A 13,298-nucleotide genomic window follows, 5' to 3' on the forward strand; every position below is an offset into this window, starting at 1 on the left:
GAAATCCCTCGCGCTCAAAATAGCGTTCGAGAATATCGGAGATTTCCGGCTCGTCTTCCACGATCAATATCAGTGCATTTTCCATCCAAGGCTCCTTTACCGGATAGAAACGTTCGACCATTGGCCAGGCGATAACACGTCACCAGCTGCAGAGATATGCTGATCTTGCTAAACGCCTGAATTACCGCTTCAAGTTGCGCTGGAATTGGTATCTTCACGACCAAGCATGATCTTTTCAAACCTGAACATCCCGTCATCGCCGGGAGGGGTGCCCTTCTCCGGCCTATGAGGATCCGGATTATGGGCGTTGTAATATTCGACAATCTTGAAGCCGCATTTGTTGACATAGAAATGAATGTTACGCTTCTCAAAATATGGCGTTTGGGTTGTCCAAGCCCGGGTTTCGGGGTATCGGCGCTCAATCGATTTCCAAGCTTTCTGGCCTATGCCGCGACCATGGTGCTCTTTGGAAATGTAGAAAAGATCGAGGGAATTATCGTGCGTTATCTCATTGATGCTGAGAACGGCACCGCCCACCCATTTTCCGCCGGACAGAATACGAAGAATGACGGCGCCGGGCGCTTCGAAAGACGCTTCGATGTCCTCATCGGAAGGAATTGGGCCGTCGATAGAGCCGAGCTCGTCGATAACAGCGAGTGCGAATGCCTCCTGCAAAGATATCTTGAAACGTTGCAAATCCGAATCGCTTGCAACAGCTAGCGTTACGTCTTCTACCAATTCATTCATGATGTTCTTCCTGTATTTGCAACGTTTGTGCAACACGAACCGTAGCCAAGCCTCGCTCGCAATCGCATTTCCCACTTCACGCATGAAGCACTCGCCGGATTGTCGTCAGGCTTCACTCTCGAGAAAGGGCATCAACCGGATCGAGGCGCGCCGCATTGCGAGCCGGCAGGAATCCAAACACCAAACCGATGAGGAACGCCACGAGGCAGGATCCCAGCATTGCCTGTAGCGAAATAATCATGGGCATGTCGCCCTTAGGATCGCCAAACAAGCCGGCAATCGCGAAGGCGAGCCCGATGCCGATAATAGAGCCAGCGATGCAAATCGCGATCGCCTCGATGAGAAACTGGAGCATTACGTCGAGCCGCCGCGCACCGACAGCCATGCGTAGACCAATTTCTCGCGTTCGCTCCGTCACAGACACAAGCATGATGTTCATCACGCCAATGCCTCCGACGATGAGGGCAATGACGGCGACCGAGGAAATCAAAAGCGTCATTGTCCGCGAGGTCTTCTCCATGGCCTTGCGCATCTGATCACTATTGAAAACAAAGAAATCTTTCGTTCCATGCCGACGTGTGATCAAGCTGACTATGGCGCGTTCGGCCATGGCGGTATCAAACTTCTCTGCAATCCGCACGGTGAGACCGCCGAGACTGCTGCCAGGTGTGACCACTCGACTGGCGACACTGGAGTGTGGCGCATAGATCTGCAAGGTCTTGTCGCCAGCAGAGCTTTTGGGCCGCTGAACGACGCCGACTACCGTCGCCGGCATGCGGTCAAGCAGCACCGTGCGGCCCAGCGACGTTTGCCCATTCGGAAACAATGCGGCCGCTGTCCGGTCGTCCAATACCGCTTGGTAGGCACCGTGCTGGCCCTCGATGGAAAGGCCGCTGCCCGCGATCAGCTTCATGCCGTTGATCCGAAAGTAATCTTGCCCCACCCCATTGAGATTAGCGTTAAGTGAAGCGTGATCGGAGCGGGCGCGCACCGAAGCATACAGAATCGGAGTAACACCGAGCACATAGGTTTGCGCCGACAACGCATCGGCGTCAGCCATAACGAGCGAGGTGATATTTGCCGCTCGCTCGTCGCCCCAGCCACGGCCCGGATAAATGGAAAGCGTGCTGGCACCAAGCTCGCTCATCTGAGCGAGCACTTTTCGCCGGGAGCCTTCACCCAATCCCACAACGCAAACCACCGCCGCGATACCAATGATAATCCCGAGCATGGTCAGAAACGTTCGAACGCGATGCGCGGCCATTGAGCGAAGAGCCATTGGGCCTGCATCGGAAACTCGTTGCAGGAGCCTTGAAAGGGGGCCAGCGGCCTTTTCGTTGTCAGTCGCCAGTGCAGCCTCAGTCGCCCGCCTCTCTCTGCTTCGCCGATCTGAAAGCACCTTGCCGTCGCGAATCTCTATTATGCGATTTGCGTTTCCCGCAACTTGCATATCATGGGTCACGATGATGACGGTGTGACCTTCGCAGTGCAGCTCCTTGAGAATGTCAAGAACAGTATGGCCGCTCTCGCTATCGAGCGCACCTGTCGGCTCATCGGCGAGAATGATTTCGCCGCCATTCATCAATGCGCGCGCGATAGAAACGCGCTGTTGCTGCCCGCCGGAGAGCTGGCTCGGATAATGATCAAGACGCTCACCCAGACCGAGGCGAACAAGCAGCGATTTGGCACGCTGTTGGCGGGCGCTCGAATTAAGACCGGCATAAACGGCTGGCATCGCCACATTTTCCCTGGCGTTCAACGTGCCAAGCAAATGGTAGCGCTGGAAAATGAAACCAAAATGTTCGCGCCGCAATGCCGCCAGCTCATCGGCGGAAAGACCGGCAACGCTTTTCCCGCCAATAAGATATAGGCCTGCGCTTGGTTGATCGAGACAGCCAAGAATATTCATCAGCGTCGATTTGCCCGAGCCGCTGGCGCCGACAATCGCTACAAACTCACCCGCGTCGATCGAGAGGCTGACCTGATCAAGCGCGGTGACTGTCTCGTCGCCGGCGGTGAAAATCCGTGAAACTTCGTCGAGTCGAATAAGGGGAGTCACATCATCACCGTGTCGCTATCGGCGGAAATTTCGCCATCCGCCGGAATGATCACCTCATCGCCGATTGAGAGCCCATCTATGACCTGACTGTTGATCTTGTCGCTCAGCCCGACCGTCACCCGCTTTTCGACGGTCGTGCCGGAAGGCAGGCGAACACGCACACGGTAACGACCCTCGACATCGCGCGAGGCTAATGCCGACCACGGGACCAGAGGTACGTCTTGCGCCTTCCCCACGACGATCCTAACGGATGCGGTCATCAAGGGACGAAGATGTCCGTCCGCATTGGGGGTATTGAACAAACCGTTGTAATATACGGCTTGGGCACCTTGGATCGAGGACGTGCCGGTCCCGGCCGTGGGGTCCGCGGCTATGGTTGTTGGTGCCGGCTCGATCTGTTCTAATTTCGCGGAAATTGGATTGTTCGGACTCCCCATTATCGTGAAGCGAACCTGTTGTCCTATACGAACGCGCCCGATGTCCGCTTCGGATATTTGAATCTTCACCCGCATCGTGTCGAGCTGCGCGAGAGTAACGATCGTCGGAGCAGATTGAGCGGTATTCAAAGTCTGCCCCGCTTTCGTGACTACGGCGACGACGGTGCCGTCGATCGGTGCGCGGACTTTGGTGTAGCCAAGATTCACCTCGGCATTCTCTACTTCGACGGAGGCTTGCGAAATTTGCGCGTCCAAGGCCTCGACCTCAGCCTGCAGAGAATGGAATGATGCTTCCGCGGTCTCCAGATTGGCCACGGATACAATGCTCTGCGCTTTCAACAGACTCTGTCTTTGATAAGCCAGCTCGGCCTGGTGGAGCTGAATCCCACGGACACGACGTTGCGCTTTGACGTTGGCGAGCGCGGCTTTTGCGATCCGCAGGCCATTGGCTTGAGGCGTAGAGTCCACCTCCGCGATCAAGTCGCCCCGCCGCACTTTCTGCCCGAGCTCGACGTACAAGGTTTTCAGCTGCCCGGAAACCTGCGCGCCCACGTTCACCAGACGCGCGGGTTCGAGAACAGCACTGGCGGCGACAGTTTCTTCCACCGTGCCAAGGATGACGGGCCTGGCCATTTCGGCGGGGCCGTCATCCTCGGAAAAGACGACACGTGCGGAAGCCCCGCCTACGGCTGCCAGTCCGAGAACGGAGAGAATGACCAGAATGCTTTTCCTAGCGGTTTCTCGTTTCATTTCTGTCGTGGCTCAGTAAGTTAAGCGGTGCTGAAAAGTCGTCCGCAAATGCTCGTTAATGTGCGATTCAGCGGTTTGGTGAATGAAAACAACCGCAATGATCGAGAAGATTATGCCCGCGAGAAGGAGATTTCGCTCCGTCATGCAATCGCTGCTCCTGGCTTTGTCCTTTGCCTTGGAGCGCGAGCGAGATCTCGTTAGATCCGTCACTTTCACCATTGAGGATCCCAGCCAGGCGGAGGTGCATCGGCTTCCCAATCGTAATCGTCCCAACTGTTCATCTCGTGGTAAAACTCATAGTCGGAATAGTGGCTGGACCAATAGGTATTGATATTGAACGAAACCGTCGGCACGGTTGGTTCATCTACCTCACGCACATAGACCGGCACTCGAACCCGATGCGCATCATAGTCAACATCAATATAGGCGGCGGAAACCCAGCCTCGACGCCCGGATGCCTCCACGTCGCACCACCGATATCCCTTCGTGCAACCGAAGAGGTGCAACGATATGCCCTCCGGCAAAATGCCGATCGAGGGATAATGCGTGCTTGGGCCGGCACGCATGTTGATTTCAGTTACGGCATAGGAACCGGCGATCGCTGATTGAGAATTAAATAAAGCCGCGCCCGCAAGCATGGCCGCAAGAATGAGTTTTTGTTGCATCGAAGGCTCCTATTAGTTTGTATAAGCGGATGGCCTGCTTCTCAGATCGAATGCCAGCCAGTGTGCTTGAGCCTACTAACCTCCTTCCAGTGCAGATTGGGTGGAGGATATATGGACATTTAGTGGCCCTAGGACTGAGATGACCGTTGGGCTTGCGGCGCTGATGAAGATCCGTCCACGGTAGTAAGCACGCTGGCTGAGTTCTTATCCGTGGGTAACGCCGAATGGCTCCATGTCCCGTCCCTCCCAGCTAATGGACGGTCGCGCATTATGCTGGCCGTCCGTGGAATCATTGTTTCGCGGCAAGCGGTCCGGCTCGTGGACGGAGGAATTCGAACCTAGTTTTGCCAAAGACATTCGCCGTCGATCATCCGAGCGCCCTGGCGACAAGTGGCACAGAGGAATACGCTTTCAGGTTTTTCGATGGATATTTAGGGCCCTGAATATGGCGATGGGAGCGATACCATTTTGCTGACAAAATGATTGGACGACCCCTGCCCCTCATCTCGATACGATCTCAATAGTCGGTTGGTAGCTCTTGGTTGCAGCGCAACGAAACTGGCGCGGCACTAAATGTACTGGAGTCTTTTCCAGCTCGCATCAGTCGATGCGTCCACCAAAGAAAGGAATGCCAACATGAACAAGATCGCTCTCCTTACCGCCTCCATGGCTTTCGCCCTGATTTCCGGTTCGGCATTTGCGGCCCAAGTCTCGCCCGGCGGCGCAAACTCCAATGGCACAAGCACCAATAACGGGAAGGTCATAACGGGAACAAATGCCAATGGATCTTCCCAGAACAGCCTTTCACGTGGCTCGCAGAAGGGCGTCATCGACAAGAGCAAGGACAATACAAAGTCAAAGGCTAGCGTAAAGTAAGCGTTGCTCGACATTCATCCTCTTTTGCTGCGCCGATAGGCGCAGCATTGTCACTCAGGCTAGCGCGTTCTGCCCACGACGCGGAGCTGATCTGGCCGTGCGCAACCGCATCGCAACGTTAACCTTTCTCCTGTCGTTGCGGCCATTTTCTTACAGCGCTGGCATAACCTGGCACATGCGAAAAGACCGTGACTTGCAGCCCGTTGACCTCGGGAACCTCTCCTCTTGTCATCCGACTTCATCACAAGGACTAAAACCATGAGTGATTTGCTAAAGGGTATCTCCATCTTTCGTGGCACCGTCTTCCCAAGCCACGAGGCTTTGTATCGCAAACTCGCACAACAGGGGCAGCAGCCGCAGGCATTGATGATCTCCTGCGCGGACAGCAGAGTCATGCCCGAGACGATCACACAGTCGGGACCTGGCGAGTTGTTCGTCTGCCGCAATGCCGGCAATGTCGTGCCTCCATTTTCGACTGCGAATGGGGGCGTGTCCTCTGTCATTGAATATGCGGTTGTCGCACTTGGTGTCAGCGATATCATCGTTTGCGGCCATTCCGATTGTGGGGCGATGAAAGGCCTCTGCCATCCGGTGATCCTGGAGCCGATGCCCAACGTCGCTGCCTGGCTGAAGCACAGCCACGCCGCGCGCTCTATCGTTTGCGAGGCATATCCCAGTACCCTCTCGGAGCATCAAAAAATTCGAGCGATAGCCATGGAGAATGTTATTGTCCAGCTGAACCATTTACGCACGCATCCATCAGTCGCGGCCAAGCTGGCGACGAACGACATAACGCTGCATGGCTGGTTCTTCGACATCGAGACGGGCGAAATCCAAGTGTATGATGGCGCCGTTGCACGCTTCACCGAAGTACGCGAGGGCATGCCGTTGCCGGTAGCAGTGACCGGCCGTTATCGTCCGCACGTCTTGCCGCGGGCGGTGGAGTGACGTCATGAAGGGAAATTTCACTCTTTCGCGCGATTTCGCCTCGTCCGCAGTCGTCTTTCTGGTGGCAATACCACTTTGCCTCGGAATTGCAGTTGCATCGGGGGTACCCGTCGCGATGGGCCTCATTTCCGGCATCGTTGGCGGGATAGTGGTCGGCCTGCTGGCCGGCTCGCCACTACAGGTATCCGGCCCCGCTGCCGGCCTTGCCGTTATTGTCTTTGGGTTCGTCGAACAACATGGTATCGCGATGCTCGGCCCCGTGCTTGTTGTCGCGGGACTCCTGCAGATTTTCGCGGGCTTCCTGAAGATAGGCTCGTGGTTCCGGGCGATCTCTCCTGCTGTAGTTCACGGAATGCTCGCCGGGATCGGTGTCCTGATCGTTCTCGGCCAGGTTCATGTTTTGATGGGCGCCAGACCCGCGGCAGGTGGTATTGAGAATATCGTGGCCATGCAAAGGACTTTTGGACATGTCCTGGGAGCAGGATTGACACCGGAGGCGGTTGCTTTGCTGGTGGGACTACTCTCACTCCTTGCCATGATCGCTTGGGAAAAGTTTCGGCCTAAATCGCTCGTTTTGATACCTGGTGCATTGGTTGGGGTTGTCGTCGGAACAATCCTGACGGCTGCCATGCAACTTCCCATCGCAAGGGTAGAGGTTCCATCCTCGCTGATCAGCGGCATCTCGCTGCCGACGTTTGAAAGTTTTTCACACCTGACGGAGCCTAGCATCATCATTGCCACGCTAATGATTGCTGTGATTGCCAGTGCGGAAACGCTTCTGTCATCCGCTGCCGTCGACCGAATGCATGACGGGGTTCGTACCCGCTTCAACAAGGAGCTAGTTGCCCAGGGAATTGGCAATAGCGCGTGCGGCCTCCTCGGCGCACTGCCTATCACCGGTGTGATTGTTCGCTCTTCGGCCAATATACAGGCTGGTGCACGCACGCGCGCTTCGGCCGTATTGCACGGTGTTTGGATCTTCGGTCTCGTGGCGTTTCTGCCCCAGCTCCTTGCAATGGTGCCATTGACGGCCTTGGCGGCTGTGCTGCTTGTAACGGGCTGGAGATTGATCAGTCTTCAGCACGTGCACCATCTGTTCGAGCATCATGGATGGGTGCCTGTAGGGATTTGGGCGGCAACTGTGACAATGGTTGTTCTGCAGAATCTACTTGTCGGAGTAGGCCTCGGCCTGATGCTCTCGCTCCTGGAAATCTTTCCCTATTTGCGCCGCAGGCTTTCCATCCAGCGATTGGAGGAAGCAGATACCGTCCATGTCAATCTTTCCGGCGTCGCAACATGCAAGGACGTTCCAGCGCTACTTGATGCTCTTGAGACACTTCCGCCGAGCCGCAAGGTCTGCATCAGAGGAGCGGATCTGCACTATCTCGACCATACGAGTGCAGAGGCTCTCAGAGAGTGGCTGAAGCGTCAGAAGAAGATCAATCGTGCAGTTGAGATCCAACATCCGCCTGCCGAACGTCACTCCCGATCGAAGCCGATCTTTGAGCGGCTCTCGGCGGAAATCGCCTAGCCGAAAGCATAAAAGTCACATCTTACCGATGCCGACGTCACACCCGTGAAGCCGGCATCGATCGCTGATTGCCGATGGAGGCAGCCGCTAACGGATCCGTTTGGATCAGGACCTACATTTTCGAGAGCTCATGATCTGGGAGCCGGATTAGGGAGAGAGTTCTTCGAGCGTCCGGTCCTTGGTTTCCACGGCAAATACGGCGGTGACAAGTGCGCCGAGCAGCAAAATCGCAGCGAATACGGCAAACACGTACTGGATGCCCATCGACGAGAGGAGGAAACCCGTCGCGATCGGGCCTGCCGAGGACCCCAGGCGAAGCCATGCACTTCCGGCACCCGTCCCGATTGCCCGCAGGCGCGTCGGATAGATTTCCGCAGAGTAAAGATACAGCGAGAAGGTGACCGTCTGGACGATGGCATAGGCAAGACCTGCCAGCACCAATACCTGTATGGCGGATGTCGCTCCGAGCCATGCGAGGATGGCAAGCGGGATGGGAGCGATAAGCAATGCTCCCGTATACCAGCGCTTGCGACCTACCTTGTCGATGAGCAGCGCGCAGATAACCGCTGCAACAACGCCACCCACCGATGTCGCGAACCCATAGAATATACTGGTTTCGAGCGGAAGGCTGAAGGTCTGACGATAGAGGGTGGGCAGCCAGGTAATCGTACCATTGGCGACCAGATAAGCGCTGAACCACATGGCCCAGATGGATAGCGTGCGCTTGAGATAGATGCCTTGGAAAAGTTCCCGCCAGTCGGATGGCTTGCGGACGGGCACTGTCGCGTATTTCGGCTCGGGAAGCATCTTGCCTGCGGCACGGGCGCTGTCTTCAAGCTTGGTGACGATGCGATTGGCTTCCTCGTAACGCCCGTTGGCAACGAGCCAGCGGGGTGACTCGGTGAGGAACCAGCGCAGCGGGATCATCAATACAGCCGGGATCAGGCCGACGACGAACATGGCCTTCCAACCATAGAGCGGCACCATGAAATAGCCGATCAGGCCCGCGCCGACGAGGCCGAGCAGGAACATCACTTCGTATAGAAGAAAGAAACGCCCGCGGCCTTTCGAGCCGATCAGCTCATTGATGTAAGCGCTGGCGACCGGTACTTCGCCGCCGGTGCCAACCCCCTGAACGAAGCGAAACGCCATCATCGTTGCCGCGCCGGCTGCAAAGAGGCAGGCGATGTCCATGCTGACGAAAAGCAGGATGGTGAAGAGAAGAACCTTCAATCGACCGATCTTTTCGGCTAGCCAGCCGAACAGGACGGCGCCGATTAGTTGCCCCAGATACCCAATCGACAGGATCATGCCCGTCTGGCCGGGTGTCAGGCCCCACTCGTGCACGAGTACCGGCATGGCGTAGGCAATGGCGATAACGGTGTAGCCATCGAAGAATGTCGCGGCGCCGACGATATTGCGAGCCCAGAACACTTCTCGGGTGACGGGCAACCGCTCCAGCCGCGCACTTATGTCGGCTTGCGGATCGATGACAGGCGCAACCGGCGCCGTCATTCGCTGTTCGATATTCATTTCATCCTCCCTCTGCCCGGTCTCCCGCTCCTCGACCTGGCATTGACCTACGTATTGAACATCTTGCCTCGGCTGCCGCTTATCCTGCAGGCGGCGATCCGAAGCTGCGATCCGTTATGGGCAAAGCAACTTTCCGGTGCATCACAACCGGCGGCTTTAGAGAGCGTCGCTCCCCGACGCATCTGCAGTCTCCCCCTTGAATACGCCTCCGCCGATTGGCGGCGGAGGCGTGTTTTTTATTCGGCCGCCAAAAGCTGCTCGACACGGCCGATGCCCGCCGCGTCGAAAGCGGCGAAGATTTCAGCCTCGGCCTTTTCCCCGAGGTTCTTCAGCGGCTCGCGGATCGTGGCATGATCGAGCACGCCGCGATGAACGAGGCCAAGCTTGAGGGCGACGGTGCCTTCCATGTGCGAACCCCGGTGATAGACGGCGCGGGTGACCGGCAGCAAGCGCTCGAAGATCCTGCGGGCCTCCGGATAATCTTGCGCCTTGCCCGCCCGGATGAGATCGATGAGCAGCTCCGGTGCGATGTTGCCATAGCCGACAAGCAGACCGTCGACGTCGAACATGGTCGGCAGAAGCCATTCGTCGTGGCAGCTCAGGATCTGCAAGTTTGGATTGGCCTTCTTCAATTCCGGAATTTCCACATACCAGCGCTTCATGTTGCGAACGCCGTTCTTGGTCGCAACAACCCCCTCCTGGGTTGCAATTGCGAGCTGCGTATCCAGATCGTAGGAAGCCTTGGTGGCATCCGGATACTGGAACAGGATGCACTGTAGACCCGACTCTTGCCAGATCGCCTTGTAACGGTCCTGCGGCGCCCCCTTCTGGAAGCCGAAGCGCAGCCAGCCGTGGTTTGGATAGACAAGGGCCCCTGTGGCGCCCGCGGCCTTGCACTTCTTGGCCTCTTCGGCAGCAACCTTCGTGCCCTCACCCGTGATGCCGGCTATGATCGGAATTTCGCCATTCACAGCTTCGACATAGGTGCGGATCAGCTTGAGGCGTTCCTCTTCGGTCAGGAATGTGCCTTCGCCGGCGTGCCCGAGGATGACAAGGCTCTTCACGCCGTCCATCGATGCCAGCCACTTCGCAATCCGAGCGTTCGCCGCATAGTCGACTTCACCATCGCGGGTGAATGCGGTCACCGGTGCGGGGCTCAAGCCCCTGAGGTCCATTGGGTTCATAGGTAGTCTCCTCCTTGTCGTCGCTGTCCGGTTCGCAATCAGCGATGGGATCGTTAATGGGAACGTTCCCACTATCGTTTCCGATTTCTCTGGAGTCAACAGGATTTTTCAGGCATCATCAGATTCAAACGCAGATCAGACTCGCCGGCACGGAAATTCCGAATGAATTCAATAGTGGAAGACAACGTTCGCCAGTCGCGCATAACGATTCTCGACGTCGCGGCGGCGGCAGGCGTTTCGAAGTCGACAGTGTCGCGAATTTTGGATGAGCGTCTGCCGCGCTCGGACAGCGAAACAGCCAGGCGCGTCAGAAAGATCGCCGAGGAACTCGGTTACGTCAGAGATGTGTCTGCGGCCAGTCTTCGTCGCGGCAACACCATGACAGTCGGTATTATCGTACCAAGGCTCACCGACACCGTTATGGCGATGCTCTATGAATCCCTCGCAAAAGCCTGCAGCAGGAGCGGGCGGTTCGCAATCGTCGCGACGACGGACGACAAATCGAAAGCAGATCGCCTCGCTGCGGAGTCACTTCTGAAGCGCGGCGTCGATGGGCTCATTTTATCGACGGCGCGCGACGACGATGACTTTCCCGACATGTTGGCGGCAAGAGGCGTGCCGACGGTTTTGGCACTTAGAACCGATGGCCACAGTCTTTCGTCGATCGGCGACGACCGGCTTGGGGGATATCTCGCCACGCGGCACCTGCTCGATCTTGGTCATCGCAGGATCGGAGTCATTGCTGGCCCCTCCTATGCCTCCAGCGCGCGAACCCGTGTGGAAGGCTATCGCCAGGCCATAACTGAAATGGGCCTGACGATCGATCCATCCCTGATCGTCTCATCGACCTTCGGAATTGAATCCGGAGCGGAAGCCGCCGAGAAAATCATGCACCTGCCGCAGGCGCCGACGGCAATATTTGCGGTAAACGACAACACAGCCATCGGTGCATTATCGGGTCTGATGCGCATGGGTCTGTCAGTCCCTGGCGACGTCTCGCTGGTCGGCTACAACGACATTCCGATCGTCAGCCATCTCTCCACGCCGCTGACCACCTTGCGGGTGCCCTTCGAGCAGATTGCCGCGAATGCGCTCGATTTGTTGGGAGGCGAGGCTATACCACGGGATGATCGCATTCGGGTGTCGGCCCCGACACTCATTCCTCGGAAGTCGACGCGATCCATCGTTCTCTAGCTCCTGAGAGAGTCGAACCAATTCCGACGCTGATCGGACTTCATGTGCTGGGAACGCTGAGGCATAGGCTGATGGACAAAGGTGGTCCGACCAATGTTCTGCCGCGCATGTAACCGAACGACAGAATCGCGCCAGTGCTGGAGTGGGAATGGTAAGGCATGAGATAGCGACACTCGTAGGTATCTCTCTTGCAAGTAGCGGCCGTGATCCGACCGATCGCCCCGCCGAAGAACTCGATCCACTCAACGCCATCCTGCCGTTTGCCCTCCATGCCTGGGCAGGCCGTTTGCTGGCCTGCACACGAACTCAGCAGCGCGGGATGGTCAGTACTACTGTCGTCCCGCCGCCCTTGCGGCTGTCGATCGTCGCGTGGCCGCCATGTGCATCGGCGATCGCCTTGACAACGGCAAGGCCGAGGCCCGATCCGCCGCCTCTTCGCGATCTCGCATCGTCGGCTCTCCAGAACCGCTCGAAGGCGCGCTCGCTTTCCGCAGCCGTCATGCCCGGACCGTCATCCGAAACCATGATGACGCACAGGTTGCCGGCCTCCTGAGACGCTACCCTCAACCTCGAGCCTGGAGCGTAACGTGCGACATTGTCGATGAGCGCGAGCACCGCCTGCCGGACTCGTGCCCGGTCAGCAATCACGGCCATCTTCTGCAAGTCGGTTTCAATCCTGATGTTGAGGCTGGCAAGCGACGGCCCAATGGAATCGATGATGTCTACGATTTCCTCTCCAACGTCGAAACGCGATTGCTGCAACTCCATGCGCCCGGCGTTCATCAGCGAAAGCGTCTTCAGATCGTCAACGATGCGCGTCAACGCATCGATATGCCCGATCAATCCGCGGAAAACCTCTTGGCTCGGCTCGAATACCCCGTCCGCCAGCCCCTGCATGCGCCCGCGAAGGATCGTCAGCGGCGTGCGCAATTCGTGCGCAATGGCCGAATTCGAATATTGGAGCTCTTTTTCCGCCCTTTGCAGTTCCTCTGCCATGCGATTGAAATCACTGATCAGACGGTCGGCTTCGCCGAAATTGCCCTCGCCGGTCGCCCGGCCGGCAAAGTTTCCATCCGCGATGAGACGGGCGGCCTCGGTCACGGCCGTCAAGGGCTTGACCAGACGCCGCGCAAGCCGCCATCCGACATAGGCGCCAATGGCCTGGCCGATCGCCACGTTGATGCCGAGCACGGCGAAATCGCTGACGGCCCAGTCGCCCGGGTGAGCGGAGCGCTTGAACAGCCATTCGTAGACATAGCCGTAGATCAGGAACCCAAAGAACATCACGGACAGGGCGACGAATGCGACGATGGTGGTCGACCAGATGATCTGCCTGTTGAGGCTGTTGCTAACCGAAATCGCCAAGGCGGTAAC

At 57.3% G+C, this 13,298-nt stretch carries 11 protein-coding genes; 4 read left to right on the forward strand and 7 right to left on the reverse strand.

Going from position 1 to position 13,298, the window contains the following annotated elements:
* Nucleotides 1-189 precede the first annotated feature (189 nt).
* The 4 genes from PH558_RS33805 to PH558_RS33820 all read right to left on the reverse strand — a co-directional run bounded on the left by PH558_RS33805 (nucleotide 190) and on the right by PH558_RS33820 (nucleotide 4,658).
* A complete protein-coding gene (locus tag PH558_RS33805; protein WP_285208537.1) occupies nucleotides 190-747 on the reverse strand; it encodes a GNAT family N-acetyltransferase in 558 nt (185 codons plus the stop codon).
* Between the two features lie 112 nt (nucleotides 748-859).
* A complete protein-coding gene (locus PH558_RS33810) occupies nucleotides 860-2,806 on the reverse strand; it encodes a MacB family efflux pump subunit (RefSeq protein ID WP_112434927.1) in 1,947 nt (648 codons plus the stop codon).
* Nucleotides 2,803-3,993 carry an efflux RND transporter periplasmic adaptor subunit gene (locus PH558_RS33815; protein WP_112434926.1) on the reverse strand — a complete coding sequence of 397 codons (1,191 nt, stop codon included), beginning with the start codon at nucleotides 3,991-3,993 and terminating at the stop codon, nucleotides 2,803-2,805. The genes PH558_RS33810 and PH558_RS33815 overlap by 4 nt, the downstream gene beginning before the upstream one ends.
* A gap of 212 nt (nucleotides 3,994-4,205) precedes the next feature.
* Nucleotides 4,206-4,658, reverse strand: coding sequence for an SH3 domain-containing protein (locus tag PH558_RS33820; RefSeq protein ID WP_285208538.1), 453 nt, complete (start codon nucleotides 4,656-4,658; stop codon nucleotides 4,206-4,208).
* 636 nt (nucleotides 4,659-5,294) lie between these two features.
* Here PH558_RS33820 and PH558_RS33830 point away from each other — a divergent pair.
* The 3 genes from PH558_RS33830 to PH558_RS33840 all read left to right on the forward strand — a co-directional run bounded on the left by PH558_RS33830 (nucleotide 5,295) and on the right by PH558_RS33840 (nucleotide 8,013).
* Nucleotides 5,295-5,534 (forward strand): hypothetical protein, encoded by a 240-nt coding sequence (locus tag PH558_RS33830; protein ID WP_285208539.1) that lies wholly within the window; start codon nucleotides 5,295-5,297, stop codon nucleotides 5,532-5,534.
* Nucleotides 5,535-5,792: 258 nt separating this feature from the next.
* Nucleotides 5,793-6,482: a carbonic anhydrase gene (locus PH558_RS33835; protein ID WP_285208544.1), complete on the forward strand. Its 690-nt coding sequence runs from the start codon at nucleotides 5,793-5,795 to the stop codon at nucleotides 6,480-6,482.
* Nucleotides 6,483-6,486: 4 nt separating this feature from the next.
* On the forward strand, nucleotides 6,487-8,013 hold the full coding sequence (locus tag PH558_RS33840; RefSeq protein WP_112434921.1) for a SulP family inorganic anion transporter: 1,527 nt from the start codon (nucleotides 6,487-6,489) through the stop codon (nucleotides 8,011-8,013).
* 147 nt (nucleotides 8,014-8,160) lie between these two features.
* On the opposite strand, the gene PH558_RS33845 is transcribed toward PH558_RS33840, so the two are convergent.
* Nucleotides 8,161-9,546 (reverse strand): MFS transporter, encoded by a 1,386-nt coding sequence (locus tag PH558_RS33845; protein WP_285208540.1) that lies wholly within the window; start codon nucleotides 9,544-9,546, stop codon nucleotides 8,161-8,163.
* A 236-nt stretch (nucleotides 9,547-9,782) separates the two neighbouring features.
* A complete protein-coding gene (locus PH558_RS33850) occupies nucleotides 9,783-10,730 on the reverse strand; it encodes a dihydrodipicolinate synthase family protein (protein WP_285208541.1) in 948 nt (315 codons plus the stop codon).
* A gap of 162 nt (nucleotides 10,731-10,892) precedes the next feature.
* Between PH558_RS33850 and PH558_RS33855 the strand changes: the two genes are divergently transcribed.
* Nucleotides 10,893-11,924 (forward strand): LacI family DNA-binding transcriptional regulator, encoded by a 1,032-nt coding sequence (locus PH558_RS33855; RefSeq protein ID WP_285208542.1) that lies wholly within the window; start codon nucleotides 10,893-10,895, stop codon nucleotides 11,922-11,924.
* Nucleotides 11,925-12,230: 306 nt separating this feature from the next.
* Here PH558_RS33855 and PH558_RS33860 read toward each other — a convergent pair.
* On the reverse strand, nucleotides 12,231-13,298 hold a 1,068-nt coding region (locus PH558_RS33860), incomplete at its 5' end, for a sensor histidine kinase (RefSeq protein ID WP_285208543.1).

The organism is Rhizobium pantanalense, assembly GCF_030182525.1.
Lineage (GTDB): Bacteria > Pseudomonadota > Alphaproteobacteria > Rhizobiales > Rhizobiaceae > Rhizobium.

Bases quoted from the DNA above. Each gene is read 5' to 3' on its own strand.
- PH558_RS33805 (WP_285208537.1), bottom strand. From the start codon at position 747: ATGAATGAATTGGTAGAAGACGTAACGCTAGCTGTTGCAAGCGATTCG.
- PH558_RS33815 (WP_112434926.1), bottom strand. From the start codon at position 3,993: ATGAAACGAGAAACCGCTAGGAAAAGCATTCTGGTCATTCTCTCCGTT.
- PH558_RS33820 (WP_285208538.1), bottom strand. From the start codon at position 4,658: ATGCAACAAAAACTCATTCTTGCGGCCATGCTTGCGGGCGCGGCTTTA.
- PH558_RS33830 (WP_285208539.1), top strand. From the start codon at position 5,295: ATGAACAAGATCGCTCTCCTTACCGCCTCCATGGCTTTCGCCCTGATT.
- PH558_RS33835 (WP_285208544.1), top strand. From the start codon at position 5,793: ATGAGTGATTTGCTAAAGGGTATCTCCATCTTTCGTGGCACCGTCTTC.
- PH558_RS33840 (WP_112434921.1), top strand. From the start codon at position 6,487: ATGAAGGGAAATTTCACTCTTTCGCGCGATTTCGCCTCGTCCGCAGTC.
- PH558_RS33845 (WP_285208540.1), bottom strand. From the start codon at position 9,546: ATGAATATCGAACAGCGAATGACGGCGCCGGTTGCGCCTGTCATCGAT.
- PH558_RS33850 (WP_285208541.1), bottom strand. From the start codon at position 10,730: ATGAACCCAATGGACCTCAGGGGCTTGAGCCCCGCACCGGTGACCGCA.
- PH558_RS33855 (WP_285208542.1), top strand. From the start codon at position 10,893: ATGAATTCAATAGTGGAAGACAACGTTCGCCAGTCGCGCATAACGATT.